The following is a 25,184-nucleotide window of genomic DNA, read 5'->3' as shown; positions in this document are numbered from 1 at the left end:
GATGACGAGCGTTCTGGTCCGCAACCTGTCGCTGAACTTCGGCACCGTCGAGGTGCTGAAGAACCTGAACATCGATGTAGCCGAGGGCGAGTTCATCGTGCTGCTTGGCCCTTCCGGCTGCGGCAAGTCCACGCTGCTCAACTGCATCGCCGGGCTGCTCGACGTGTCGGCCGGGCAGATCTTCATCAACGGCCGCAACGTGACGTGGGAGGAGCCGAAGGACCGGGGCATCGGCATGGTGTTCCAGTCCTACGCGCTCTATCCGCAGATGAGCGTCGAGGGGAACCTGTCCTTCGGGCTGAAGAATGCCGGCCTGCCGAAGAACGAGATAGCGCGGCGCGTCAAGAACGCCTCCGAGATCCTGCAGATCGAGCCGCTCCTGCAGCGCAAGCCGTCCGCGCTTTCCGGCGGCCAGCGCCAGCGCGTCGCCATCGGCCGGGCGCTGGTGCGCGACGTCGACGTGTTCCTGTTCGACGAGCCGCTGTCGAACCTCGACGCCAAGCTGCGCTCGGAGCTGCGCGTCGAGATCAAGCGGCTGCACCAGCGGCTCGGCAACACAATGATCTACGTCACCCACGACCAGATCGAGGCGATGACGCTTGCCGACCGCATCGCCGTGATGCGCGGCGGGCTGATCCAGCAGCTCGACACGCCGCACGCCATCTATTCCCGCCCGGTCAACCGCTTCGTCGCCGGCTTCATCGGCTCGCCCGGCATGAACTTCCTCGCCGGCGCGGTGGAGGTGCGGGACGGCAAGCCGCGCTTCGTCGCCGAGGATCTGGACGTGCCGCTCGCCACCTATGCTTTCGACCGGAACGCGGTCGTCGCCGGCCCGGCGGAACTCGGCGTGCGGCCCGAGCATATCGGCGTCAACAGCGGCGAGGACTGGCCCTATGCGCGCAAGGTCGCAATCGAGGTGGTCGAGCCGATGGGCTCCGACACGCTGATCTGGGCGAAGCTCGGCGGGCAGGACATCGCCATGCGGCTGCCCAGCGAGCGCGCGCCGCGCGTCGGCGACCATGTCTCGATCGGGTTCGACCCGATGCGCGCCTCCCTCTTCAACGCATCCACCGGCATGCGCCTTTAAACCTCCCCAGGACAGCAGGAACCCGAACATGAACTGGTCTTTCCAACTCTACAGCGGCCGCAACTTCCAGCCATGGGAAAACGTCATCAGGACCGTGGCGGATGCCGGCTATACGCAGGTCGAGGGTTTCGGCGGCCTCTATGCCGATCCGAAAGGGCTGCGCGCGACGCTCGACAAGAACGGGCTCGCCATGCCCACCGGCCATTTCGGTCTCGACATGCTGGAAGGCGATTTCGCCAGGGCGGCCGACATCGCCGGAACGCTCGGCATGAAGATCGTCATCTGCCCGCACATCGCCGCCGAACTCCGGCCGGCGGACGCGGCCGGCTGGCGCGGCTTCGGCGAGCGGCTCGCAAGGGTCGGCGAGAAGGCGAAGGCGGCCGGCTACGAATTCGCCTGGCACAACCACGATTTCGAGTTCAAGCCGCTCGCCGACGGCAGCGTGCCGATGGATCACATCCTTGGCTCCGCGCCGGACATAGGCTGGGAGATGGATGTCGCATGGGTGATCCGCGGCGGCGCCGATCCCATGCCGTGGATCGACCGGCAGGGACGCCGCATCGTCGCCGTGCACGTCAAGGACATCGCGAAACCGGGCGAAGGGCTCGACGAGGACGGCTGGTCCGACGTCGGCCACGGCACGGTCGACTGGCCGGGGCTGATGAAAGCGTTCGGCGCCAAATCCGCCGCCCGCTACTACGTGATGGAACAGGACAATCCGAACGACATCGAGCGCTTCGCGCGCCGGTCGATCGCGTCGGCGAAGAATTTCTGAGGACACCTCCCATGGCAAAGACACTCGGCGTCGGCGTGATCGGCTGCGGCAACATCTCGACCGCCTATTTCACGCTCGCCCCGTTGTTCAGGGGCATCGAGATGCGCGCCTGCGCGGACATCAACATGGACGCGGCCCGCGCCCGCGCCAAGGAGTTCGGGCTCCGCGCCGAAACCGTGGAGGAACTGCTCGGGGACGATGCGGTCGACATCGTCGTCAACCTCACCGTTCCGGCCGTTCACTACGAGGTGTCGCGGCAGGCGCTCGATGCGGGCAAGCACGTCTATTCTGAAAAGCCCTTCGTGCTTTCGGTGAAGGAAGGGCTGGACCTGAAGAAGCGCGCGGAGCGGAAGAAGCTGCGCGTCGGCTCCGCGCCCGACACCTTTCTCGGCGGCGCCCACCAGCTTGCCCGCCACCTGATCGACAGCGGCAAGGTCGGGAAGATCACCAGCGGCACCTGCTACGTGATGAGCCACGGCATGGAGCACTGGCATCCCAATCCGGACTTCTTCTTCCAGCCCGGCGCAGGCCCGGTGCTGGATGTCGGTCCTTATTACGTCTCCGACCTGATCCAGCTCATCGGGCCGGTAAGCCGAGTGGCGGCGATCTCGTCCATCCCGGCCAGGGAGCGCACCATCACCTCCAAGCCGCGCGCGGGCGAGAAGATTCCCGTCAACACGCCGACCACGATCCATGCCGTGCTCGAATTCGTCGACGGCGCGGTGGTCACGCTCAATGCGAGCTGGGACGTGTGGAAGCACGGCCACGCGCCGATCGAGCTTTATGGCGAGGAAGGCACGATCTTCGTGCCGGACCCGAACTTCTTCGGTGGCGAGGTGCGCTACACGAAGCGCGGCGACGCGGTGAAGAAGCTGCCGAAATGGGACCATCCGCTCGCCGTGCCCAACCAGAAGCACGCAACCGGCATGATGGCGAACTACCGCTCGGCCGGGCTCGCCGACATGGCGCTGGCGATCATGGAAGGCCGGCCGCACCGCTGCTCGATGGAGGCGGCGCTGCACGCGATCGAGGTGATGACGGGCGTCCTGAAATCCGGCGAGACGGGCAGGTTCGTGGCCATGCAGACGACCTGCGAACGGCCCGCCGCGCTCGGCATCCGGGAGGGGAAGGCGCTTCTGGCCCCGGCGAAGGCGGTCCGGAAGAAATAGCGGCACGTTTCGACCGCCCCTCATCCCCTGCCGGGACCTTCTCCCCGCGAAAGCGGGGAGAAGGGGACAGTCGCAACGTCGACGCTCCCCTCTCCCCGTCTTCACGGGGAGAGGGTAAGGGTGAGGACGCGGCCGACACCGACACGCGAGCCTGCAAAACTTGATCCGAGGAACTCCGATGCCATACACGCCCGCCGAAAACCGCTACCAGTCGATGAAGTACAACCGCACCGGCAATTCGGGGCTGAAGCTGCCGGCGATCTCGCTCGGCCTCTGGCACAATTTCGGCGAGGATACGCCGCATCAGGTGAAGCGCGCCCTCTGCCGGCGCGCCTTCGACCTCGGCATTACTCATTTCGACCTCGCCAACAATTACGGTCCACCGCCCGGCTCGGCCGAGACCGCCTTCGGCGATATCCTGCGTACCGACTTCGCCGGCCATCGCGATGAGCTTACCGTTTCCTCCAAGGCCGGCTACGAGATGTGGCCTGGACCGTATGGCGAGTGGGGCAGCCGCAAATATGTGATCGCGAGCTGCGACCAGAGCCTGAAGCGCATGGGTCTCGACTATGTCGACATCTTCTATTCCCACCGCTTCGACCCCGACACGCCGCTGGAAGAAACGATGATGGCGCTCGACCATATCGTGCGCTCGGGCCGGGCGCTCTATGTCGGCATCTCCTCCTACAATTCGCAGCGCACGCGCGAGGCGGCCGATATCATGCGCCAGCTCGGCACGCCGCTGCTGATCCACCAGCCCAGCTATTCCATGATCAACCGCTGGGTGGAGGATGACGGGCTGCTCGACACGCTGGACGGGCTCGGCATCGGCTCGATCGTCTTCTCGCCGCTGGCGCAGGGCATGCTGACCTCGAAATACCTCAAGGGCATTCCGGAAGGCAGCCGCGCCTCGCAGGGCAAGTCGTTGCGCCAGTCCTTCATCAACGAGACGACGATCAAGAACATCAGGGCGCTCGACAAGATCGCCAAGGCGCGCGGCCAGACGCTCGCCCAGATGGCCATAGCGTGGGTGCTGAGAAAAGGCCGCGTCACAAGCGCGCTGATCGGCGCCAGCCGGCCGGAGCAGGTGGACGACTGCGTCGGCGCGCTGGCACATCCGGATTTCTCCGACGCCGAACTCGCCGACATCGACAAGTTCGCGCGCGACGCCGACATCAATCTGTGGGCGGCCTCCGCGGAGCGGAAGGGACCCGCGCGGAAGAAGTAGGAGATTGCAAGGCACTCCCTCGCCGGTTCGCCTGACTCGCGCCTCTCCCCTTGCCGGGGCGAGGCGGCCCGAAGGGTCGGTGAGGGCGTGCTCTGGAATTGCTGGAACGAGACCATGATCCGCAACCCGATTCTGCCCGGCTTCAACGCCGATCCTTCGATCTGCCGCGTGGGCCGGGATTACTACATCGCCACGTCGACCTTCGAATGGTATCCGGGCGTCCAGATCCATCATTCGACCGATCTGGTGAACTGGCGTCTGGTGAAGCGGCCGCTCGATCGCGCCAGCCAGCTCGACATGCGGGGCAATCCGGATTCGGGCGGCGTGTGGGCGCCCTGCCTTTCCCATGCCGACGGGCTGTTCTGGCTGGTCTACACCGACGTCAAGCGCATGGACGGCAACTTCAAGGACACGCACAACTACATCGTCACCGCGCCGGCGATGGAAGGGCCGTGGTCCGACCCCGTCTACGTCAACTCCAGCGGCTTCGACCCGTCGCTCTTCCATGACGACGACGGCCGGAAATGGTTCCTGAACATGCTGTGGAACCACATCTCGCACGGCGTCGGCGGACAGCCGAAACATCCGTCCTTCGCCGGCATTCTGCTGCAGGAATGGGACGCGGCGGCAGGCAGGCTGGTCGGCCCGGTGAAGAACATCTTCGCCGGCAGCGCGCACGGGCTGGTCGAGGGACCGCATCTCTTCAGGCGCGACGGCTGGTACTACCTTACAACCGCCGAGGGCGGCACGGGCTATGACCACGCCGTCACCATGGCGCGGTCGCGCAGCATCGACGGGCCTTACGAACTGCATCCCGAAATGCATCTCATCACGTCGAAGGACGCGCCGGACGCCGTACTGCAACGCGCGGGGCACGGCCAGATCGTGGAGACGCCGGACGGCGAATTCTACCACACGCATCTGTGTTCCCGGCCGCTGCCCGGCCTGCGTCGCTCGCCCCTCGGACGCGAGGCCGCCATCCAGAAATGCGTCTGGAGCGACGACGGCTGGCTGCAGCTCGAACACGGCGGACAGATTCCGGCGGTGAACGTTCCCGCGCCGAAGGGCGCGGCGGAGCCGGAGCCCGACACGCCGATGCGCCATCGCTTCGACGGCACGGCGCTGCCGTCCGATTTCCAGTGGCTCAGGACGCCGTTTCCGGAGCGCCTGTTCTCGCTCTCGGAGCGGCCGGGGTGGCTGCGGCTCCACGGCCGCGAATCGATCGGAAGCTGGTTCGAGCAGTCGCTGGTCGCGCGCCGGCAGGAACATTTTTCGTTCCGCGCCGAGACGACGATGGATTTCTCGCCGGTGAACATCCAGCAGGCGGCGGGACTGACGCTCTATTACAACCGGCACAAGTTCCACCTGCTGGCGGTGACGCACGACGCGAAGCGCGGCAGGGTCCTGACCATTCTCTCCTGTCCGGGCAACTGGCCGGACGGCAAGCTCGAATTTCCGCTGGGCGATCCGCTGCCGCTGCCAGCGAGCGGCACGGTGGATCTTGCGGCGGAGGTGGACGGCGCGGCGCTGCAGTTCTTCGCAGACAGCGGCGCAGGATGGCGCAAGATCGGGCCGGCGCTCGACGCCAGCGTCGTTTCCGACGAAGGGGGACGCGGCGAGCATGCCTCCTTCACCGGCGCCTTTGTCGGCATGGTGGCGTTCGACGTATCGGGCGGCGCGCTGCCGGCCGATTTTTCGCGCTTCGACTATCTGCCGCGCGATGCATGAAAAAGAACGGCGGGCCGAAGCCCGCCGCCTGCTGCCCGAGACTCGTCGACCGGGCTCAGAGTCCGGTCTTCGACTTTATCCAGTCGGTGTAGTTGGAGAGGCGGGTGTAGACGCCATAGGCATTGGCATGGCCGCAAGGCGCGGCCGCATCCAGCGGGCCCTCGCCCCAGCTCACGATGCCGATCTGCGTCAGATCGTTGCCGTCCTTGACGAAGAGCGGGCCGCCGCTGTCGCCGCTGCAGGAGTCGCGGCCGCCTTCCTTGATGCCGGCGCAAAGCATGTTCGGCGTCAGCGGATCGGACATGCTCGAAGCCATGGTGGTCGTCGCTGCGTCGATGGCCGCGTCGGGCAGGCGCAGACGCGGCGCCCAGCTGCGCAGGATCGCGCCAAGATCCCTGGCGTAGATCTCCTTGATTCCGGCGTTGCAGGCCTCGTTGGTGGTGACGTCGATGTCGACCTGCATCAGGTCAGCCGGGAAAGTGCCGTCCTCCATCATGCCCCAGCCGGTGACCGTCGCCTTGCCGGCATCCTTCACGCCGGCCTTCGGCAGCGCGATTGCCTTGGCCGCAGCCTGGTCCTGAAGCCGCAGCAAGCCGATATCGTTGTCGATCGACATCATCGACTTGTCGAAACCGTCATGCACGATGACCTCGGCGACCTTGAGCCGCTTGCCCTCGGCGAGGTGCGTCGCCCCGGAAAGCACGGTGATCGCGTCGGCCGGCACTTCCTGGCCATCATAGACCAGGCAGTGCGCGGCGGTCAGAACCCAGCCCGGAGCGATCAGGCTGCCCCCGCAGAACTGCGCGTCCATCTGGGATTCCGGCCGGTTGTCGAGCATGTAGGATGTGAGCAGCGCGACCTGAAACGGCCATGCGCCCTGCTCCGCGGCCAAGCCGCCGAAGACACGGTCGTTGCTTCCGCCGCTCGCCTTGCGCTGGGCGGCGCGCGCTTCCGGAACGCGCTTCTGCGGCGACGCTTCGGGCCGCGCGGATTCCTGCGCCGATGCCGGCTGCATGGCGGGCAGCGCCGCGGCCGCGGCCAGCAGACAGGTGGCCGCCAACGGGCCAAACCATTTCTTGATCAAGTTGACCTCCTGAGACTGAGACGTTCACCGAATGACGAGCCACCCCGGCCAATCAATCCACCGCCATGTAAGACATCGCGCGGCTCCGGCGAAAGCGCTTTCTCCCAACCGATCTAGGATATTTTGGGGCGCGGTCTTCCGTTGCGGCATGCTTCGTCTGAGACGCGTCGGGCTTCGTTGGAGATCGTCGGAGAGCCGTCGCCCGCCGCGCCAGTTTGCGGTTGTCACACGCGCGACGCTGTCGCAATGTCAGAGTTGGCGCGAGACTGCGGGCGGTGCGCGCGGGCAGGCGGGATTCCGGCGAAATCCAGTTCTTTTCGTGGCTCCACGATCCGGACAAATTTCGGGATAGTGTTGCGCTCATCAGTGACTTTGGGAGAGTCTCAAATGAAGAACATGACATCCACCCTGGCGCTTGCCGCGCTCCTTTCGGCCGGGCTGTGGGCGGCCCCGTCCATGGCGGCGGATTTCTCCGCCGGCAGCGAAGGCAGCGGCGAAACCTCGCGCGCCCTGCCGTCAGGCACGGAATTCCAGTTCCGGGACGCCAAGCCGGTTCCGCCCTTGCCGGCGGCCGAATCCACACGCGGGCTCGAACTCGACCCGGACACCGCGGTCGATTCGTTCACGGCCGTGGGCAAGTCGTCGGACGGCAAGGAAATCCGCATCGAGCCGAGCGAAAATGTCCGAAAGGCCATCAAGGGCCAGCTTGCGCCGGCCGACCGGGGCAGCATCGAAGGCGACACGGTCGATCCGCTGACCAAGGCCGAGGACGCCAACCGTCAGGTCTTCGGCAATGACGACCGCGTCCAGGTGAAGAACACTAAGGTCTATCCCTACAATGTGATCGGCTATCTGGAGATGAAGAACCAGAAGGGCGAATACGGCATGTGCACCGGCACGCTGATCGGGCCGCGCACCGTGCTCACCGCCGCCCATTGCGTCTACGACCACACCAAGGGCGGCTTCGTCGACGAGATCACCTTCGTGCCCGGTCTTGCCGGGCCAGAAGAGGCGCCATTCGGCGCCTATTCCTACGACACGGTCTATGTGAACCAGGGCTATATCGACAACTACAAGGGCCAGTATGACGGCAACATCATCCCCTCGGACCTGTCGATCATCACGCTCAAGGACCCGATAGGCGACGCGCTGGGATGGCTCGGCTACTATCCCTATCCCGACCTCGCGAATTTCGAGGCGAACATCGCCGGCTACCAGAGCGACAAGCCGCAGTTCACCATGTGGCGGACGCGCTGCGACGTGCTGGCCGAGCGCGTCTATGACGACGTGTTCTCCTATGATTGCGACGTGGTGCCGGGTTCGAGCGGCAGCGCCGTCTACGCCTACGACACGGGCGCCAAGCAGCGCGTCATCGTCGGCGTGAACGTCGCCTCCAGCCCGCAGATCATGAATCAGGCGGTGCGCCTCACGACGGCCAATACCGCGTGGATCGACAGCCTCAACAAGTGATCGGCTGAGAACCCGCGCCTTCCGACATGACCGGGAGTTCGCCCCCGGTCTTCGTCCAATAGGTCTTGCGACCGCTACCGGCCCCCGTTACCTTGCCGTGATCGAGGTAGCGCGGCTCCGGGGGCGGTCCCATGCGTTTATGGAAAGTGGTCGGCACGGCATCGCTGCTCGCTATGCTGGCGGGCGCTGGATATGGCTCGGCCTTCGCGAGTGAGGCGAACGGCGCATGGGCCGAGCGCGTGCAGGTCGTCCACGACCGCGCGACCAACTCCGTGTCGCGCAAGACCGTGCGCGTCTGGGACCCGGAGCCCTCCAGGAACCTTGAATTCATCTGGGAACCCGCCTCTGACGGCCTGTCAAGCCTCGCCGCGGACGGCACGATCTCCGGCAAGGGCAAGGTGACGTGGCGCATTCGCGGTTCCGCGAGCTACGATCCGAAAGCCATCTACCGAACCTATGACGGCGAATTGCTGAACGGCCGCCCGCACGGACAGGGCCGGCTGGAGGAACGCTCCGGCGAGATACTGGAGGGGACGTTCAGGGACGGCATTCTGGAAGGAACCGGCAGCCGCATCGCCGCTGACGGCAGCCGTTATGAGGGCGCATTCCGTGCCGGCATTCCATCCGGCGAGGGACGGCTGACGCTGCGGACCGGCGAAATCTATGTCGGCAGCTTCGCCAGCGGAAAGCGGCACGGGCATGGCCGCACGACGCTGCCCGGCGGCACCAGCTATGAGTCAGAATGGACAATGGGTGTCGAACTCGGCAACCGCCGCAACATGGTCGCCGATGCGACGCTGGGTGGCCTGCTCAAGGCGCAGTCCGGCGGCGGCGACGCGGGCAAGGTCGAGATCGGCATTCAGATAGATCAGCGCATGACGCAGGAATCCGACATGCGCTACACGCAATTCATAGGCGAGGAGGCGATCGAGCTTTATCCCGAAGACGAGGATATGAACAAAGCCTGGCGCGGCGACGGCGAGGTCTCCACCAACGAATATTTCGTCACGGGCATCGACTGGGAAAACGTGCCGGCCTTCGTCGCGGTCGACCTGCACACCGCCGACAAGAGCCGGGTGAAGCTCGATGGACTTGAACTCAAGGTCAAGGACAGCGTCGCCTATCGTAAGCCGATGCTGACATTGGCGAACCATATCGGCTGCGTCGGCTTCCGCCCCTCATTCTCGCTCAAGAACCATGGCTGGGGCGACCCCAGGAATGTCCAGCTCTCGGTACAGTTCACCGGCGAGACGCCGGATGAAGGCGGCGCGTCGCAGGCATTTCCAGTGAAGGTCGACGATTTCGGAGACGGCACCGACATATCGATAGAGGATGTGCTGAAGCAGGCAGGCGTCAATACGGCCAAGCTCGCCTCGGAGCGATTCTCCTGTCAGTCACGAGACAGTCTTGGCGTCTGCCGCAGCCAGCTTTTCAATTCGGTCGGCTTCGGCGAGATAGCGGACTACGTCTGGGGTGAGGACAAGCTCTTCACAACAGCGACGGGCAAGATCGACTATGACTGGGCGGACGATTTCGGCAACAGCTATCACCAGTCCGAGCAATTCCGCGTAGACATCGCGCTGGCCACGATCGAGCTGCCGGAAGAGGCTGCCGAATGCGGCGACGGGTTCGGCGGCGCGCCGGACGCGCCGCGTTATCAGGACGTGCATTTCCCGGTGAACCAGAGCGGCTATTCGATCGAGATGCCGGTGCGCGGCAACAAGAACGTCAAGGACTATCAGGCGTTCCTGAAGATGCGGGCCGACATGACCTCCTACCACGAGTTCAGCGTCTCGGCGCGCTTCGCCGACGGCAGCGAGCGGCAAAGCAAGCCGATCCGCTTCTATTTCTTCCGGCCAAAACCTTCTGGCTTCCAGTCGGCGATGGAACCGGCGCAGTGCTACCTGCCGCCTTCCGCAAGCGGCTGCTGACGGAAAGGCTCAGCGCTTGCGCGCGAGGTCGAAGAGATTCGGCAAGGGCAGCGTCCTGACGAACAGCGTGCCCTGCGGGAAGACGCGAACCTCCACCAGTTGACCGGAAGCCTTGGCCGCCGTCTGGTCGAACAGGAAGTTGCCAAGCGAATAAACCATCGTCGCCTCGCCCCCAGCCAGCGCCACGGGGCCGCCGTTCGCGACATGCGAATGGCCGCCGATGATCGCCGTCGCGCCGCGCAGCCGCAATTCCTCCGCGAGTTCGCGTTCGCGCGCGGACGGTTCCGTCACATACTCCCGCCCCCAATGCACCATCGCCAGCAGCGGGACAGAATCGCTCTCGCCCTTCAGCGCATCGAGCAAGGCGGGGGTTAGCAGCTTCGTCTGGTAAAGCCCGTTGGAGTCGAGATCGGTCAGACCGACGATGTCCAGGCCGGGCAGTTTCAGCGTCTCGCCTTGTCCGAAGTGGCGAATGCCGGCAACATCCAGCGCGCGTTTCGTTTCCGCCAGCCCGCTCTCACCGAGATCGCTGGCGTGGTTGTTGGCGAGGCTGACGGCCACGACATTGAGGCCCTTCAGCCATCGGATCGTCAGGTCCTCCGGCATGGCGAGCGTCAGGTCGTCCAGAGATTCCGGCACGTTGGGGAGGATGACGCCTTCGAGATTGACGACAAGCGGCCGGCCTTTTGTCAGCGCCAGCACTGCGTCGCGGACCCGCTCCGCCGCGTCGGGATCGAGCAGGGCCAGTTTCATGGCGCGGCCGAAATTCGTGTCGCCGGCAAGATAATAGACCTTGCTTCCGCCATAGGCCGCAGCATCGAATTTCTCGCCCGGTGGCGCGAACAGCACGACGTTATAGCTTGTCGTCTCAGCCATTTCCTCACTGCTGAAGGCGTTGGAGCTTTCATTGGCGAGGACAAGCGGCGACGCGCCGAAACGACGCTTCTGCAACGCATTCTGGACATAGAGCGCGCCGACCGAATCCGCATGTTGCGGCTGGCGTAGCGCCGCGATCTGGTCGGGATTGCCGGCGGCGATGACGTTCAGCGTCTGCTGGTCGAAACGACGCGCCTCATGCTGCGGCAGGTAATGCGAAAAGTCCGTGGACTCCACCACCAGCGTCTCGTCGTCGATGAGAGGCAAAAGCGCCTCGATGAGCCTGTCCCAGTCCGCGCGCTTCGAGCGAATCGACATTGCGACCGGCACGATTTTCGCCTCGGGAAAGTACTCGCGCACGAAGGGGAGAAGCGCCTGCACGCCGTGCTCCTTCGCGAACAGGCAGGAGTCCTCGATCAGGTCGCCATGGGCAAGCAGCGCCGCCACCGCGTCACGGTCCGCATCGACTTTGCCATAGGGTGTCTCAAAGCCGGTCGCGCTCGTTGCGAACATTTTTCGGGTCTGACGAAAATGATCCGGCGACAGGATCACGATGCGCCTGTAGCGGAAGCCGGAGGCGGCGCGGAAACCCAGCGCCACCAGTTCGTCCGCCAGCAGATGATGCGGCACGACGATACCGGTGAGGCGCGTGTCGACGGATTCGTAAGCTTCGACTTTCGCTATTCCATCGGCGAAGACCGCCGCGTCCTCGCCGAAAAGCGGATAGCGCTCACCATCAGGAGGACAGGCCGGCGCGGCGATGGCGACTGCTGCCATCGCCAGCAGAAGGAAGAAGAGAACAAGACAGCGAAAGATAGTCCGGTTGTCTGCGGGTGGGGGTACGTGCCAGAACACAAACCCGGAAGGCTTTTGACCCGCTCGCTCGGAAGACATGCACCCCAATCGCAATCCGGGACCCGTCACGGCAGCGCGATGAGCGCGTTGGCGATGTTGTTGAGGCGGAAGAACGGCGTCTGCTTCTGGTTCGTGAGACGCGTGACCTCATGCGAGACATACTCGCCGAGGCCGAGCAGATAGACGCCGTCGCCGAACAGGTTTGCCTTGCCGCGCAGGCCCTGGATCACCGCATAGGTGAAGACGCCGTGCTTCAGGTCGGCGACTTCGGCGGCGGTGCTGTTGGCGGCGGTGGCCGAATAGACGACCAGCTCGGAATCGGCCGACTCCTTTTCCAGACCCGGATTGAAGGCGTTGGCGGCGTGACAGGTGTCCAGCATCAGCACACGCAGGCCCTTGGCGCGTTCCAGCGAGCGCTGGATGTCCGACCATTCGACCAGCGATGAGCGGCGCCAGTTGCCGTTCTCCTGCCGCGCGTCGGTCGGCACGAAGTAATAATCCTCATCGACGTTGATGCCATGGCCGGCGACGAAGACGATGGTGCGGTCGTCCGCCGTCGGCTTGTCGAGGAAATCGGCAAGCTCGTCCTCTATCGTGTCGGAATCCGGCTCCATGATGCGGTCGGCCGCAGCCAGTCTGCCGACCGCCTCCGCCTGATCCGGATTCTTGGCCAGCGAGTCGCGGTTGACCAATACCAGCGCCTCCATCCCGGTCGCCATCGGCGACATCTTGTCGGCGACGGCGCGCAGCAGCTCCGACGCGTCGTCCACCGAAAAGCGCAGGTCGCAGGAGCGGCCGTTGCAGGCCGTGGGCAGGTTCGGATAGGCCTCGACGCCGATCACGGCGACATAGAGCTTGCCCTTCCGCGCCGCCTTCTCGACCTTCTTGCCGAGCGCGACGATGCTGCGTTCGATGAGATAGCCCGCCTCGTCGCTGCCGGTGATCTTGACGACGTTCGTGCCTTCGACCAAGGGCACCTGAACGATCCGCCTGCCCGGCTCGCCGCCTATGTCGCGCGAGGCGAAATCGCCGACCTTGATGCTGTTCGACAGCACGGAATATTCCGCCGCAGCGGCGGCAGCATCCTCGCCGGTGATCTCGATGGCGACGAAGCCGTCCGGCACGCCGGTCTGATCCTCGGCGACGCGTATGTCGAATTCCGGCGGGCGCTGCTGGAGGATGCGCTGCAATTCATTGTCGGCGCCGGGCCGCAATTCCCTGATCGCCTGCGCGGCGCTTTTCAGGATGATGGCGCGGCGGACGATTTCCGGCGAGAAGAGGAAGCGCTTCAACTGGTCGCTGTAGACAAAGCGGCCTTCCGTGCGACGCGTGTCGTTGACATGCCAGCCGATGAACTTGTCGCCGTCGTCGGACGAATAATAGTAGCCCTGCGGTAGCCAGACGATCCATTCGTCGCCGGCAAAAAACATGCTGACGATCAGTTCGCGCGTCTTCAGGTTCCACAGTTTCAGGGTCTGGTCGGCGCTGCCCGTCACCATCAGGCCGAGTTCTTCCGACACGGCGAGCGCGTTCACCTCGCCGGTGTGGCCGTTCTTGAACTCGCCGAGATATTTCGCGGTCGCCGTGTCGTATTCGATCAGCGTGCCGTCGCTGCCGCCGGTGATAAGGCGCGCGCCCTTGTCCAGCAGGGTGAAGGCGGCGTGCAGGAAGCCGTTCGTCTCGTCATTGTCGACGGCGTTGGAAACGGCGCCATTGTCGAGGATCTCCAGCCGACCGTTCTCAAGCTCCTCGCTGCCGCCGAGCACGGCGCGCAAGGCGCGACCGGCCTGTTCGTGACGTGCGCGGCGGAAGCCGGCGGTATCGCCCGGGCTCGCCTGCGGATGCTCGAAGAACACGCCGTCCTTCGGCAAGAGCATCGAGCGCTCCAGCCTGCCCATGACGTCCGGACAGGCGATGCGGTCCGGACAGGGGTTTTCGAGACCCCACCCGACGATGCCCGCCTTCACGTCGATGCCGACCGACATGACCGGCGCGCCGGCGCCCTGCATGACGCGCTTCGTCTCGCCGGTGGCGGGGTCCCAAAGCTGGATCGCGTGGCGCAGGCCGCCGGCAGTGACGACGGTCGCGCCGTCCGGCGAGGTCGTGCTGGCATAGACCGTGTTGTCGTGGCCGCGATATTCGCGTTCCGGCCCGCCGTCGGCGCCGAAGACGACGGTTCGGTATTTGTCGGTACACTGGTAGCCGCAGGAGGCGATCAGCCTTTCTCCGGCGAAGGTGAGCGACCCGATGCGGAAGGGCTGCTTCGGCAGGGTAGCGACAAGGCGGCCGTCTTCCGCCGCAAAGACGAGCAAATTGCCCTCGCTGTCCCCCGTCGCGAAGCGCGCGCCGTCCGCCGAGACGGTCAGCGCCATGACGCCCGTGTCACGCAGGGGCTCGGCGTCCGGCAGGTCGATCTCGTTGCCATCGGCGCGGTTCCAGAGGCGCACGCCATTGTCCATCGTCGTGGCGACGATACGCTCGCCGCCCAGCGCATAGACGACATTGTTGACCCGCCGGGCATCGGCGTCGAGGCGCGTTTTCGGCGCCCACGCCTCACCGTCCTTCGCCCATATGTAGACGAAACCGTCGCCGCTGCCTGCCGCGATCTCATTGCCGTCCGGCGCATAGGCGAGGTCGAACACCGATTGCTCCGCCCCGGTGAGCACGGCCGCAATCTTGCCGGTGCCGATGTCGAAAAGGCGCACGTCGCCGTAGGGCGGCTTGTTTATGCCCGCGCCGAAATAACCGCCCGCGGCCACGATCCTGTCGTCGGGCGAAACGGCGACGGCGAAAACCTTGCCGTCATTGCCGTCGCCCATATAGCCGCGCAAGGTACGAAGCGTCGTGCCGGTAGCGACGTCCCAGACGCGGATCGCCTTGTCGTCGGATGCGGAGACGAGCAGCCGGCCGTCGGAGGTGAAGTCGAGATCGCGGACGAAGGCGCGATGGCCGCCGGTGTCGAGGTCGAGCCTGAAATCCGCCTGATCGGCGGCGCGCGCGAGACTGGCGAACAGAAGCCCGCCGACCAAGGCGGCCACGATCGATCCTGTCCAATCTGCCAAGGCGCGCATAGCCGGGACCTCTTCGAGTGCGGGCGCCCTATTTCGCGGCAGCCGGCGCAGGTGCGGGAGCGTTCTCCGCTTCGCTGGTCACGTATTCCTCTATCGGGTTGGCGAAGTTCGGCGAGCCGCTTGCGCGCACCTCCGCCGCATAGCCCGAAAAGTAGGACCAGAACGACCTAGCGTAGTCGAGGAAATAGTCGTTCGCCACATCGCGGTCGCAGATATTGTTGGTGACGCAGGAGGAGATGCGGTTGAGGAAATAGACCACCCGGTCGAAATGGTCCTGGAACTCGTGCAAGGGCATTTCGCCACCTGCGTCGGTAAGCAGGAGACGTCCGAGGCGCGAGAAATAGATCCGGCTCTCGGCCTCGGTCGGATTGGCGCCGAGCAGGCTCTGGTTCTGCGCATTCGCGGCGACGAGGCGGTCCTTCAGCGCCTTCTGCGCCGACTGGTACTCCGAGCGCTCCCACATCTCCACGAGGTCCAGCGTGCGGTTGACGCGCGCCTCCGCCCGCTGCTGCAGATACTGGACGACCGAGAACACGGCGCCGAAGACGAGAAGGATGCGCAGGGCGAAGCCAACATAGGCATAGATGACGACGCGGAAGTCGCTGCTGCCGAAGGGCGAGGAGTCGGGTTTCACGCCCTCTCCTCCGTCCGCGAGGGGTACGGGCGGCGGATCATCGAATTCCGGCTTCCCCTTGCGCGGTTTCGGAACCTTCGGGGTGGCAGTGGCCTGCACAGCCTGTGCAAGGTCCACGCTCGGTATTTCCACATTGCTCATTGCCCGCAATCCTTGAGCTCGATCTTCGCCGACGGATCGAGCACGAGGTCAGGGTCTTCGAGCTTCTGCTTCAGGCATGTCAACTGGCTGTGCGACAGCATGAACTGGGTGTCAGGCTCCTCGGAGCCCAGATTGGGCGACGGCAGCGCCTCGACGACGCCGCGCGACGTGCCGCAGGTGCTGAGGTCGACGGCCACGGCCGCACCATTGCGTTCGGCGAGTTGCGGAAATTCAGACAGGAAACATGACGCCAGTTCGGAATTGATGACAACCTCGGTGTCGCAGAGCGCGCATTGCGCGGTCGCGGCAGGCACCGTGAACAGACCCACCATGAGCGCGCCGCAGAGGCTGTGGAAAGATTTCATCCTGCAATCTCCATGTCTCGCCGCTGTAGCCGGACATTTCGAGCCAGCGAGACTGATTTCATAAAGGTATCGGCTTCGCAAGCGCGAAGCGTGAGCAGAGGCCGCAGCCGCCGGCCTATTCGGCGCGCGGCTGCGTCTCCACGCCGAAGATCATGACTCCGCCCTTGGGTCCGCCGCCGTCATTGACCTTGAAGGCGGCCGCGCCGCGCGTCGAAGGCACCTCGGCGATCTGGCCGAGCATGGACGAGAAAGCGGAAGGCTGGCCCGCCGCGCGCGTCGCCGACGGAACCTTGCCCTGTTCGAGGAAGCTCAGGTCTTCCGTCTCGCTGCCGGCCGGCGCTTCCGTCAGCACCGCCACCATGCGCTCCAGCCCGAAGCTTTCGTCGGTGAAGGCGAGCAGGCCCTCCTCCAGCTTGCTGCCGGATTCCAGCCTCTGCGCGGTGATGTGCGTGATCGAATAGTCGCTGCCGATATAGAGCACGTTGATGTCGACACGCTTCGCCGACTTGTTCTCGGCGAGGATGTGTATCTGGTCGCCCGGATTGACGTAGGGCACGGCGGACCCGTCCATGGGCTCCATGCCGTCCTTGTTCTCGCGCTTGATCAGGAAGTTCACGCTGACCTGATCCGGCTTGTAGTCGGACGCGACCGAGAGCCGGGCAAGGCTCGTGGCGCGGAAAATCTTCTGCAGGTTCACCGCCGTCGCATCCGAAAGCTTCTTCGGATTGGCCAGATCGATCGCCACCAGAGGGGGCTTACTGCCGTCATTGGCGGCTATCTTGCCGGAGGGCGGCAGGAACCAGAGCGCCGGATTGGCGGTGGCGTCGGCGGTCGCTTCCTCCACCTCGTTCTCGCGGAGCACGGCGAGGCGCAGGTCGGCATCCGCGCCCGCATCCACGAGCTGGATATTGAAGCGCTTCTCCGGATTGGCGGCCAGTTCGTCGAGGGCGGCATTGACCAGCGCCACTTCCCCGGAAAGCGCCTCGTTGGCCGGCGGCCGCGCGACCTTGAGCTGGAAGCTGACGGCGAGTTCGGAAAGCCGCGCATAGGCCTGCGGCGGGATCGCCGACATTTCGAGCGCCGGCTTGCCGTCGAAGGCGACAGGCTTCGCCTCGCTGGTCAGGTTCTTCGCAGTGCTGACCTCGAGATAACCCAGCGCCTCCTTCATCTCCGAGGTCGGCGACGGCAGGATGGCCAGCTTCGTGCCCGGCGCGAGACGATGCAGCAGGCCGGCGCCAAGTTCGACCTGGCCGCCCTTCATCTTGACGGGCCATTGCATGACCGTGTCGATCTTCTCGGTGCCGAAGACACGCGCGTCGAGGTCGCCCTCGAACAGCGGCGTCGGCTTGGTCTGGCTGTCGGCGGCATATTGCTGGAGGATCGCCTGGGCGAGCTGGCGGTAGGTCATGTTCGGGTTTTCGGCCAGCCGCTGGAACAGCGTGTAGGTGAAGACGCCATAGGAGTTGGCGCCCTCCTGCCCGCGCGGCATGGGCCGCTCCGGTGTCGTCTCGGTGGTCTGCGCGGCGAAGAAAGCGACAAGCCCGCCCTTCAGCGGTGTTGCTCCCTGCGGCTCGGCCGCGTCCGTCAGCCTGATCGCGCTCTCGCGCGTCTGCTCGCCGACACCGCGCGTGGCGGAGGCAGCATTGACGGCCGCCTCGATCACCTCCGAAGGGATCTCCAAGTCCCTTGGTTTCAACTCGCGATCCTTCGTTTCGGGACCTTCGGCGGTGATGTCGCGCGTCGCGGTGCCGGAATGGCAGGCGTCGATGACGAACCAGACGAAAGCCCCCTTGGCGCGGATCGCATCGAGCGCATCGCCGAACTCGTCGTCCATCAGCGCGTTCGGCACGCCCTTGTCGCGATCCTTCCAGAGATCGGTGTCGGCCGGCAGGAAGATCTCGTCGAGGCCGTCGGTCTCCTTGCCGGGTACGAGTTCCGGCTGCTGCGAGCCGTGGCCGGAGAAATGCATGTACACGAAATCGCCGGGCTGCGCCTCATCGGCGAGGGCCTTCAGGCTGGCAAGGATGGCGGCATGCGTCGGGCTCTCCTTCGCGCCCTCGACGCCGTCCGCCAGCACCGTGACGTTCTTCGCGTCGAACGGCATCTGGCTGTTGGTGGTCAGGTATTCGCGCACCAGTTCGGCGTCGTGATTGGGACCGACGAGCCAGTTCTTCTTCGGCAGGTTCGGATAGGCGGTTACGGCCACCAGCAGCGCGCGGTTGGTCCTGGCCTCGGCCGCGCCGGCGGTCATGCCGAGCGCCACGACGCCCATCGCAGTTGCGGCGAGCAGGCCGCGACGCCAGACATTCTTCAGCATTTTCAGTTCTCCCAAGCCCGACCTGCCGTTTACGTCACTCCAGATTTTGGCAGTATTTTGGAATGTGGCAAAGCCTGCATCGAAACTTCGTGAAAGCGCGGCGACCGCCGGCGCGCCGCATCAGCGCGCGGTGGATATCGCAAACCAGATCGCGACGAGCGCCAGCAAGGCCGACAGGACACGCCGCACAGGGCGTTCGCGCCGGGGATCGTTCAGAACAGGCGCCAGCGTGCCCGCGAGAACCACGATCATCGCGTGCACCAGCGTCGCCACCGCGACATAGATTCCCGACAGAAAGACGGTCTGGGGCAAGAGCGCCCGATCGGGCTCGATGAAGGTCGGCAGGATCGCGACGTAGAACACCGCCGCCTTGGGATTGAGCAGGTTGGTGATAAGGCCCCTGCGAAAGTACCGGCCATCCTCGCCGGTCGTCCTGGACGAGACGTCGCCGCCGCCGGTCCAGCCCTCCCAGGCGAGATAGAGCATGAAAAGCACGCCCGCCCACCGCAGCGCCTCGTAAAGCAGGGCGGAGGCCTGCACGATCTCGGCAACGCCGATCGCCGCGATCAGCCCGACGACGGCAAGACCGGCCGCCACGCCGAGCACGGTCATGAAGCCGACGCGACGGCCGCGGCTGGCCGCCACCAGCGCCAGATAGGTCATGTTGGGACCCGGCGTCAGCTCGATCAGCAGGGACGCCAGCGCGAATGACAGCGCGGTTGCGAGCGAAAACGGCAGGACGTCCGGCAAGATCCTAGTGCGCGGCCTCCCAGTTGTCGGCGGCGCGAGCATCGACCTTCAGCGGCACGGCGAGCGCCAGAGCCGGCATGGCCGCGCTCTCCATGACCTCGCGGATGACCGGCAGCGTCGGTTCCACCTCCTCCTCGGCCGTCTCGAAGATCAGCTCGTCATGCACCTGGAGCAGCATGCGAGCCGAGAGTTTCGCCGCGGAGAGCGCATCGTCCATGCGGATCATGGCGCGGCGGATGATGTCGGCCGCCGATCCCTGGATCGGGGCGTTGATCGAGGCGCGCTCGTTGAAGGCGCGGATCGACGGGTTCGGCGAGCGGATCTCGGGATAGTGCGCGCGGCGGCCGAAGATCGTCTCGACATAGCCGTGCTCGCGGGCAAACGCCTTGGTGGCCTCCATATAGTCCCGGATACCCGGGAAACGCTCGAAATACTTCCTGATATAGGCGCCCGCCTCTTCGCGCGGGATGGAAAGCTGGTTGGCGAGGCCGAAGGCGGAGATACCGTAGATGATGCCGAAATTGATCGCCTTGGCGCGGCGGCGGACCTCAGGCGGCATGCCCTCGACCGGCACGCCGAACATTTCGGAGGCGGTCATGGCATGGATGTCGATACCGTCCGCGAAGGCCTGCCGAAGCTGCGGGATGTCGGCGACATGGGCTAGCACGCGCAGCTCGATCTGCGAGTAGTCGGCCGAGATCAGCTTGTTGCCCTTCTCCGCGATGAAGGCGGTCCTGATCTTGCGGCCTTCGGCCGTGCGGATCGGGATGTTCTGGAGATTAGGTTCCGAGGACGACAGGCGGCCGGTGGTCGTGGCGGCCAGCGCGTAGGACGTGTGAACGCGCTTCGACGCGGGATTGATGTAGCCGGGCAAGGCGTCGGTATAGGTCGACTTCAGCTTGGTGAGCTGCCGCCAGTCGACGATCTTGCGGGGCAGTTCGTGCCCTTCGGTGGCAAGGTCCTCGAGAACCGACGCGGACGTGGACCATTGACCGGTCTTGGTCTTCGATCCGCCCGGCAGGCCCATGCGGCCGAACAATATGTCGCCGAGTTGCTTCGGCGAGCCGATGGTGAATTTTTCGCCCGCGAGCTCGTAGATCTCGTCCTCGATCGCGGCCGCTTTCTGCGCAAGCTCGCCGGAAAGACGAGAGAGAATCTGACGATCCACCGAGATGCCACGCTGCTCCATGCGGGCGAGAACGGTAACAAGCGGGCGCTCCAGCCGTTCGTAGACCGATACGAGGCCCCTGGCGACGAGTTGCGGCTTGAGCACCTGCCAGAAGCGCAGCGTCACGTCCGCGTCCTCACCGGCATAGGCGGTGGCGCGGTCGAGCGGCACATGGTCGAAGGTGACAGCCTGGCGGCCGGTCCCGGTCACTTCCTTGAAGGTGATCGTCTTGTGGGCGAGCAGCTTCTCCGACAGCGTGTCCATGTTGTGGGCGCCGTTGCCAGCGTCGAGCACATAGGACATCAGCATGGTGTCGTCATAAGGCGCGATGTCGAGGCCATGCCTTTGCAGCATGACCAGATCGTATTTGACGTTCTGGAGAATTTTCAGGACCGAGCGGTCTTCCATCAGCGGCCTGATGATGTCGAGCGCATCGCGCACCGGAATCTGACCCTCGATCAGGCCGCCACCCAGTAGGTCGCCGGCGCCCGACTTGTGGATCAGCGGCACATAGGCCGCGTGGCCGGGCGCGGTGGCCATCGAAAAGCCGACGAGTTCTGCCTGCATCGGATCGAGCGAGGTGGTTTCGGTGTCGAAGGCGACATAGCCGACGGAACGCGCCTCCTCGACCCACGAGACCAGCGTCGCCGCATCGCGGATGCAGGCATAGGCGCCTGTGTCGACCCTGTTCGCCCTGGCGGCTTCGGCGCGGGATGCGGCGAGTCCTTCGGGGAAAAAGCCTTCCCTGCCGGTTTTCTTTCGGGAAACATCGTCGCGCGGCGCCATCGCCGAAGCGGAAGCGCTTTCGTCCGGGCCTTCTGCGGCCGCCGCAGGAACACCGGCGCCTACATCGGGGCCATGCGCCTCGGCGGCCAGTTCTACCACGATCGTCGCGGGCTCGATCTCTGCGGCTTCCGTTCCGGTCGCCTCGGCGACGCGACGGGTCAAGGTCGTGAATTCGAGCGCCTTCAGGAAGCCGATCAGGCGCGGCCCGTCCGGCGGCTGCAGCGCGAGATCGGCAAGCCCCTCTGCAACCTGGATATCGTTCTTCAGCCGAACCAGCTCGCGCGAAATCCGCGCCTTTTCCGCATTGTCGATGATCGACTGCCGGCGCTTGTCCTGCTTGATCTCGCCGGCGCGGGCCAGCAGCGTGTCGAGATCGCCGAACTGCTCCAGAAGCTGCGCCGCCGTCTTGGGGCCGATGCCCGGCACGCCGGGAACGTTGTCCACGCTGTCGCCGGTCAGCGCCTGCAGGTCGACCATCTTCTCCGGCGGCACGCCCCATTTCTCGATGACTTCCGGCACGCCGAGGCGCTTGTCCTTGACCGGATCGTACATGGCCACGGTCGGACCGACGAGTTGCATCAGATCCTTGTCGGAGGACACGATGGTGGTATCGCCGCCCACCTCGCAGGCGAGCCGGGCATAGGTGGCGATCAGGTCGTCGGCCTCGAAACCCTCCATCTCGACGCAGGGCAGGTTGAAGGCGCGCGTCGCCTGCCGGATCAGGCCGAATTGCGGGATCAGATCCTCGGGCGGCGCGCTGCGATTGGCCTTGTATTCAGGATAGAGCGTATTGCGGAAAGTCTTCGACGAATAGTCGAAGATGACGGCGAAATGGGTCGGCGTGATGCCGACATCGGTGTTGCGCGCATCCCGCATCAGCTTCCAAAGCATGTTGCAGAAGCCCGACACCGCGCCGACCGGAAGGCCGTCCGATTTGCGAGTCAGCGGCGGCAGCGCATGATAGGCACGGAAGATGTAGCCCGAACCGTCGACGAGAAAGAGATGATCGCCTTTTTTCATGGCGGAAGCGGTAGCGCGGGCATGCTTTCCTGTCCACCGCAAAGGACCAGAGCCCGCCTCGCTCCTGACTCGGAGGATTCCGCAAGCTTTCACGCGTATGTTACAAACTTGTAACCTTGCCGCCCTTGAATAGACATGATGCGGCAACCAAATGTCGACCATCAGCGTTACTGCTGAAGTCCGGTAAAGGCCCGTCCCCCGCCTCCCGGACAAAATGCGGCAGCCTTATCCCCCTCTCCGGGCTGCCGCTATATTTGAGTAAGGCCGCCGTGGTATCCCCCTCCGCCACGGCGGCATTTTTTTGCGTTTTTTACCTAGAAAATGGCCGTCCAATCTCACGACCTCTCCGTTTTGGGATGCCATCCTATTTCATTGGCCTTGTTGGAATTATTTTCTATCGACGGGGCTTTTTGGGCATAGAAGCCGCTCGGATTCCACAACGGCGCATCCTATCTTCGCGATACATCGACCGAGGGAGACAAAGATGAACCAGGCCGTTTCCAGCACCCGGCTTCCGGGACGCGGACGCATCTTCAATTCGATCACGGAAACGATCGGGGACACGCCGCTCGTCCGTCTGGACAAGTTCGCGAAGGAGAAGGGCGTCGTCGCCAATCTTCTGGCCAAGCTCGAATTCTTCAACCCTATCGCCAGCGTCAAGGACCGCATCGGTGTCGCCATGCTGGAGGCGCTGGAAGCCGCCGGCAAGATCACGCCGGGCAAGTCGACGCTGATCGAGCCCACTTCCGGCAACACCGGCATCGCGCTCGCCTTCGCGGCGGCGGCCAAGGGCTACAAGCTGATCCTGACCATGCCGGAGACCATGTCCGTGGAACGGCGCAAGATGCTCCTGCTGCTCGGCGCCGAGCTGGTGCTGACCGAGGGCCCGAAGGGCATGAAGGGCGCCATCGCCAAGGCCGAGGAACTGGCGCAGACCATCCCCGATGCGGTGATCCCGCAGCAGTTCGAAAATCCCGCGAACCCCGAGATACACCGCCGGACCACCGCCGAGGAGATCTGGAACGATACCGACGGAAAGGTCGACATCTTCGTCTCCGGCATCGGCACGGGCGGCACGATCACGGGCGTCGGACAGGTGATCAAGAAGCGCAAGCCGTCACTGCAGGTCGTGGCGGTCGAGCCCGAGGCATCGCCGGTGCTCTCCGGCGGCCAGCCCGGCCCTCACAAGATACAGGGCATCGGCGCAGGCTTCGCGCCGAAGGTGCTCGACACCGGCATCTATGACGAGGTGGTGAAAGTGTCCAACGACGACGCCTTCGCCAATGCGCGCCTGGTCGCGCGGCTGGAAGGCATACCGGTGGGCATCTCCTCCGGTGCGGTGCTGCAGGCGGCGACCGTGGTGGGCCGCCGTCCGGAAAACGCCGGCAAGAACATCGTCGTCATCATCCCCTCCTTCGCCGAGCGCTATCTCTCCACGGCGCTGTTCGAGGGGCTTGGCGGCTGAGCAGAGCCACGGCTTGAACCGATGCCGCCATCTTTCCGTCCGCAGCGGACGGAAAGACGGCGATGCCTCGCAGTATTGTTACTTGTTGATACTTCCGACCCATTCGAACAGGGCCTGATAGAGCCTCAGACCCCAGTTCTTGTCGCCGAGATCGCCGATACTGACGCCGACGAGGACGCGTGACTTCGCGTTCTCGTCATAGACATAGATCGGCGCGCCCTGCATGCCGTCGCTGATGTCGCAGGTGAAGACGAGGTCGTAGTCGCCGACATCCTCGGAACGCACGTCGCAGGCTGTCCGCCACATGGTGAAGGCGGTCTTGTCGTAGGGGTAGCCGATGATGTTGGCCGTGAAGTCGCCGAGATCGGCATAGTGCCAGTAGCCGAGCCAGCCCACCGTGTCTCCGACCGGCTCCTTCAGCGTGATGACACCCAGATCATAGGGCCAGACGGTATCGTAATTGCCGCCGTAATTGTCGATGAAGCCCTGCGCGACATAAGCGGTGTCGTATTCCACGCCGGCGAAGGGCACCGACTGCTCGCCGGCCAGAGCCGGCCAGAAAGTGAACTTGTCGCGCCACGGATCGCCATCGTGTTCGTGGTCGTAAAGGCAGTGGGCGGCGGTGATGATGGTGCTGGGTCCGATCAGCGATGCGGTACAGCTGAAGGCGCCGCCCTTGTCGTCGACCATTTCGAGATAGCCGACGGCCGAGAACGGATAGCGCGTCGTGTTGTTGACCTGGATGCGCTCATCCTTGCCGAGCACGGCGCGGGACGCGTCTTCGCCTTCCGGCTCGATGCCCGCGCCCTTGCCGAGCGGCGCCCGTTCAGAAGAAGCCGCCTTCTCTCCGGTCAACGCCTTCACCACTTCTTCGCCTGGCGCGACAGTGACCGTCTTGCCGTCGGCGGAGCGGCCGACGAAGGTGTAAGCCCGGGCGGCTGCCGCCGGATCGGTGACGGCGTCGCGTGAAGCGGCACGGTCGGCCTTGATGCCGCCGGCCGATTTTGCCGGCTTCAGCCTCGCCGCTGCCTCCGCATTGTGGGCCGCTTCAGCCCGCGTCCCGGCCTTGCCGTCCGAAATCCCTTCCGCGAACGCACCGCCCGTCACTGCCAGCAGCGTACCGAATGCAACCGTTGCGATCTTCCTCATCTCAAAGCACCCCCTTCTCAGACTGGCCGGAAGCCGACAGGGTTGCCCATCTCCGCAAGCGCGGCGGCCCACCGTTCCCGGCACCCGAACTTCCGGAGGAGAATACAGACCTTCC

Annotated in this window: 17 protein-coding genes; 8 read left to right on the top strand and 9 right to left on the bottom strand. The window is 64.9% G+C overall.

Features of this window, described 5'->3' with window-relative positions; all coding sequences use genetic code 11:
* Nucleotide 1 precedes the first annotated feature (1 nt).
* The 5 genes from M9955_09845 to M9955_09825 all read left to right on the top strand — a co-directional run bounded on the left by M9955_09845 (nt 2) and on the right by M9955_09825 (nt 5,987).
* Nucleotides 2–1,087 carry an ABC transporter ATP-binding protein gene (locus tag M9955_09845; protein ID MCO5081944.1) on the top strand — a complete coding sequence of 362 codons (1,086 nt, stop codon included), beginning with the start codon at nt 2–4 and terminating at the stop codon, nt 1,085–1,087.
* Nucleotides 1,088–1,115: 28 nt separating this feature from the next.
* Entirely contained in the window at nt 1,116–1,862 is a 747-nt protein-coding gene (locus tag M9955_09840; protein MCO5081943.1) for a sugar phosphate isomerase/epimerase, read from the top strand.
* Nucleotides 1,863–1,873: 11 nt separating this feature from the next.
* A complete protein-coding gene (locus tag M9955_09835) occupies nt 1,874–3,031 on the top strand; it encodes a Gfo/Idh/MocA family oxidoreductase (protein MCO5081942.1) in 1,158 nt (385 codons plus the stop codon).
* A 178-nt stretch (nt 3,032–3,209) separates the two neighbouring features.
* On the top strand, nt 3,210–4,259 hold the full coding sequence (mgrA, locus tag M9955_09830; GenBank protein ID MCO5081941.1) for an L-glyceraldehyde 3-phosphate reductase: 1,050 nt from the start codon (nt 3,210–3,212) through the stop codon (nt 4,257–4,259).
* Nucleotides 4,260–4,373: 114 nt separating this feature from the next.
* Nucleotides 4,374–5,987, top strand: a complete 1,614-nt coding sequence (locus M9955_09825; protein ID MCO5081940.1) for a glycoside hydrolase family 43 protein — start codon at nt 4,374–4,376, stop codon at nt 5,985–5,987.
* Nucleotides 5,988–6,042: 55 nt separating this feature from the next.
* On the opposite strand, the gene M9955_09820 is transcribed toward M9955_09825, so the two are convergent.
* Nucleotides 6,043–7,071: a serine protease gene (locus M9955_09820; GenBank protein ID MCO5081939.1), complete on the bottom strand. Its 1,029-nt coding sequence runs from the start codon at nt 7,069–7,071 to the stop codon at nt 6,043–6,045.
* Between the two features lie 387 nt (nt 7,072–7,458).
* Here M9955_09820 and M9955_09815 point away from each other — a divergent pair, with 387 nt between their 5' ends.
* Nucleotides 7,459–8,541 carry a serine protease gene (locus tag M9955_09815; protein ID MCO5081938.1) on the top strand — a complete coding sequence of 361 codons (1,083 nt, stop codon included), beginning with the start codon at nt 7,459–7,461 and terminating at the stop codon, nt 8,539–8,541.
* A gap of 131 nt (nt 8,542–8,672) precedes the next feature.
* A complete protein-coding gene (locus M9955_09810; GenBank protein ID MCO5081937.1) occupies nt 8,673–10,472 on the top strand; it encodes a hypothetical protein in 1,800 nt (599 codons plus the stop codon).
* Nucleotides 10,473–10,481: 9 nt separating this feature from the next.
* Here M9955_09810 and amrB read toward each other — a convergent pair whose 3' ends face one another.
* The 7 genes from amrB to polA all read right to left on the bottom strand — a co-directional run bounded on the left by amrB (nt 10,482) and on the right by polA (nt 22,455).
* Nucleotides 10,482–12,125: an AmmeMemoRadiSam system protein B gene (gene amrB, locus M9955_09805; protein ID MCO5081936.1), complete on the bottom strand. Its 1,644-nt coding sequence runs from the start codon at nt 12,123–12,125 to the stop codon at nt 10,482–10,484.
* A gap of 143 nt (nt 12,126–12,268) precedes the next feature.
* Nucleotides 12,269–15,241 (bottom strand): caspase family protein, encoded by a 2,973-nt coding sequence (locus M9955_09800; GenBank protein MCO5081935.1) that lies wholly within the window; start codon nt 15,239–15,241, stop codon nt 12,269–12,271.
* Between the two features lie 61 nt (nt 15,242–15,302).
* Complete coding sequence (locus tag M9955_09795; GenBank protein MCO5081934.1) at nt 15,303–16,049, bottom strand: hypothetical protein; 747 nt, start codon at nt 16,047–16,049, stop codon at nt 15,303–15,305.
* The gene (locus tag M9955_09790) at nt 16,046–16,414 is read right to left on the bottom strand and encodes a hypothetical protein (GenBank protein ID MCO5081933.1); all 369 of its coding nucleotides are present in this window, start codon (nt 16,412–16,414) and stop codon (nt 16,046–16,048) included. The genes M9955_09795 and M9955_09790 overlap by 4 nt, the downstream gene beginning before the upstream one ends.
* A gap of 115 nt (nt 16,415–16,529) precedes the next feature.
* Nucleotides 16,530–18,731 carry a caspase family protein gene (locus M9955_09785; GenBank protein MCO5081932.1) on the bottom strand — a complete coding sequence of 734 codons (2,202 nt, stop codon included), beginning with the start codon at nt 18,729–18,731 and terminating at the stop codon, nt 16,530–16,532.
* A gap of 120 nt (nt 18,732–18,851) precedes the next feature.
* The gene (locus M9955_09780; protein ID MCO5081931.1) at nt 18,852–19,481 is read right to left on the bottom strand and encodes a LysE family translocator; all 630 of its coding nucleotides are present in this window, start codon (nt 19,479–19,481) and stop codon (nt 18,852–18,854) included.
* A 4-nt stretch (nt 19,482–19,485) separates the two neighbouring features.
* Nucleotides 19,486–22,455, bottom strand: coding sequence for a DNA polymerase I (gene polA / locus M9955_09775; protein ID MCO5081930.1), 2,970 nt, complete (start codon nt 22,453–22,455; stop codon nt 19,486–19,488).
* Between the two features lie 484 nt (nt 22,456–22,939).
* On the opposite strand from polA, the gene cysK reads away from it, so the two are divergent.
* Nucleotides 22,940–23,920: a cysteine synthase A gene (gene cysK / locus M9955_09770; GenBank protein MCO5081929.1), complete on the top strand. Its 981-nt coding sequence runs from the start codon at nt 22,940–22,942 to the stop codon at nt 23,918–23,920.
* 78 nt (nt 23,921–23,998) lie between these two features.
* On the opposite strand, the gene M9955_09765 is transcribed toward cysK, so the two are convergent.
* Entirely contained in the window at nt 23,999–25,069 is a 1,071-nt protein-coding gene (locus M9955_09765; protein ID MCO5081928.1) for a trypsin-like serine protease, read from the bottom strand.
* Nucleotides 25,070–25,184: the final 115 nt, after the last annotated feature.

It is taken from the genome of Rhizobiaceae bacterium (assembly GCA_023953845.1).
In the GTDB taxonomy this organism is placed as follows: domain Bacteria; phylum Pseudomonadota; class Alphaproteobacteria; order Rhizobiales; family Rhizobiaceae; genus Arvimicrobium.
Note: the sequence above shows the minus strand (reverse complement) of the source record. Positions and strands in the feature narration are given on the sequence as shown.

Coding starts and splice junctions, on each gene's coding strand:
- M9955_09840 (MCO5081943.1), top strand. CDS start 1,116: ATGAACTGGTCTTTCCAACTCTACAGCGGCCGCAACTTCCAGCCATGG.
- M9955_09765 (MCO5081928.1), bottom strand. CDS start 25,069: ATGAGGAAGATCGCAACGGTTGCATTCGGTACGCTGCTGGCAGTGACG.
- amrB (MCO5081936.1), bottom strand. CDS start 12,125: ATGGCAGCAGTCGCCATCGCCGCGCCGGCCTGTCCTCCTGATGGTGAG.
- M9955_09825 (MCO5081940.1), top strand. CDS start 4,374: ATGATCCGCAACCCGATTCTGCCCGGCTTCAACGCCGATCCTTCGATC.
- M9955_09835 (MCO5081942.1), top strand. CDS start 1,874: ATGGCAAAGACACTCGGCGTCGGCGTGATCGGCTGCGGCAACATCTCG.
- M9955_09795 (MCO5081934.1), bottom strand. CDS start 16,049: ATGAGCAATGTGGAAATACCGAGCGTGGACCTTGCACAGGCTGTGCAG.
- M9955_09785 (MCO5081932.1), bottom strand. CDS start 18,731: ATGCTGAAGAATGTCTGGCGTCGCGGCCTGCTCGCCGCAACTGCGATG.
- polA (MCO5081930.1), bottom strand. CDS start 22,455: ATGAAAAAAGGCGATCATCTCTTTCTCGTCGACGGTTCGGGCTACATC.
- M9955_09815 (MCO5081938.1), top strand. CDS start 7,459: ATGAAGAACATGACATCCACCCTGGCGCTTGCCGCGCTCCTTTCGGCC.
- cysK (MCO5081929.1), top strand. CDS start 22,940: ATGAACCAGGCCGTTTCCAGCACCCGGCTTCCGGGACGCGGACGCATC.
- M9955_09810 (MCO5081937.1), top strand. CDS start 8,673: ATGCGTTTATGGAAAGTGGTCGGCACGGCATCGCTGCTCGCTATGCTG.
- mgrA (MCO5081941.1), top strand. CDS start 3,210: ATGCCATACACGCCCGCCGAAAACCGCTACCAGTCGATGAAGTACAAC.
- M9955_09790 (MCO5081933.1), bottom strand. CDS start 16,414: ATGAAATCTTTCCACAGCCTCTGCGGCGCGCTCATGGTGGGTCTGTTC.
- M9955_09845 (MCO5081944.1), top strand. CDS start 2: ATGACGAGCGTTCTGGTCCGCAACCTGTCGCTGAACTTCGGCACCGTC.